The sequence below is a fragment of the Methylobacterium sp. WL19 genome, assembly GCF_008040005.1.
GTDB classification, from domain to species: domain Bacteria; phylum Pseudomonadota; class Alphaproteobacteria; order Rhizobiales; family Beijerinckiaceae; genus Methylobacterium; species Methylobacterium bullatum.
In genome coordinates, this window is record NZ_VRVC01000263.1 from 1 (window position 1) to 1,461 (window position 1,461).

General features: G+C 55.0%; 1 protein-coding gene. It reads left to right on the plus strand.

Annotated features, from left to right (window positions below; genetic code table 11):
* Positions 1 to 114: 114 nt before the first annotated feature.
* Positions 115 to 1,461 (plus strand): calcium-binding protein (locus tag FV220_RS24935; protein WP_246689541.1); only part of this gene is annotated, 1,347 nt, incomplete at its 3' end.

A 1,461-nucleotide genomic window follows, 5' to 3' on the forward strand; every position in this document is an offset into this window, starting at 1 on the left:
GATGGCTAACTTACGATGTAGACGTATAAACGAGTATTTTAAATATTTTTTAAACTATTGCTATCAGTCTAAGCTTGTTTAATCGCAATATGATTCGTTGCAGAGGGGCTGGACGTGGCGTTTTTTAAATTTACCTATGAGGGTGATTATAAATCGGACAACTCGGACTTCATATTCAGTTCCCAGATGGCCGCCGGCGTTCGTGCAATCGATTTCGGCCCCGGCACGGCCATCGCCGGATATGAAGGCTTCGGTAATTCTCTAGTCTATGCCTTTTCCGGGCCGGGATTAGAAACCGTCTTTGGTGAAGTTGGATATACCACGCCCCGAATCGGCATTTTCGGCGACACCAGCGACTTTGCCTATACGGCGAGGATCACCGGGGGCGATTATGGGGATGTGATTCTCACGGGGGCGGGCAATGACGTCCTGAACGGTGGCGGCGGCAACGATACGCTGGAGGGCGGCCTCGGCTCGAACAACATCGATGGAGGCACCGGGAAGAATACCCTGAGTTATGAGCATTTCCAGGAGTACGAAGCCGACAGCGAGGGTAATTTTTACGGTGTCATCGTAAACATGGCCAGCAACATCGGCACGGATCACTCAAATAGAATCCTTTCGGAAACTTTTTCCAATATCTCGAATATCCGTGGCAGCGATTACACCGATACTATAATTGGAGACACCAAGAACAACGTCATCGAAGGCGGCGGCTTTGGCGACGTCCTGTCTGGGGGGGATGGCCGCGACACGCTGAGCTATCAACATTCCTTCGACGCCGTAAAGATCGATCTCTCGACGAACACCGCTTCCAATGGCGATGCTTCGGGAGATAACATTCAGTTGTTCGAAAATTTGCTCGGCAGCGCCTGGAGCGACATTCTCGTCGGAGATACCGGGGACAATGTCATCGAAGGGGGCGCCAGCAGCGACTCCATGTTCGGAGGCGCCGGCAACGACACGTTGAGCTATCAGCAATCCAGCGCGGGTGTAACGGTCGATCTCCTGTTTGACGTCGGCTTCGGCGGCGATGCGGAAGGCGATACTTATAGTTCGTTCGAGAATCTGATCGGCAGTACGTCCGAAGATGTCCTCAGTGGAACCGAAGACGCCAACACGCTGAACGGCAATGGCGGTCCTGACGAATTGTTCGGTCGGGGTGGCGACGACCGGCTCGTCATCAGCGCCTCGCCATCGAAGGTGGATGGAGGGGCGGACACGGACCTTCTGTTCGTCGATGCCGGCAGCCCCGTCGAACTGAGCACCACCACGTTCCAGAACATTGAAAAGGTCTATGTGCGCGACGGCGCGGTGCTCGACATGTCGAGCGTCGAGGCGGGCACGAAGATTTTTTCGCAGAGCGTTGCCGAGAGTGACACGTCGGTCATCGGTGTCTTGATCGTCGGCACATCGGGCGCTGACCGCATCCAGGGCGGGAAGGGCAACGAGGGCGTCACC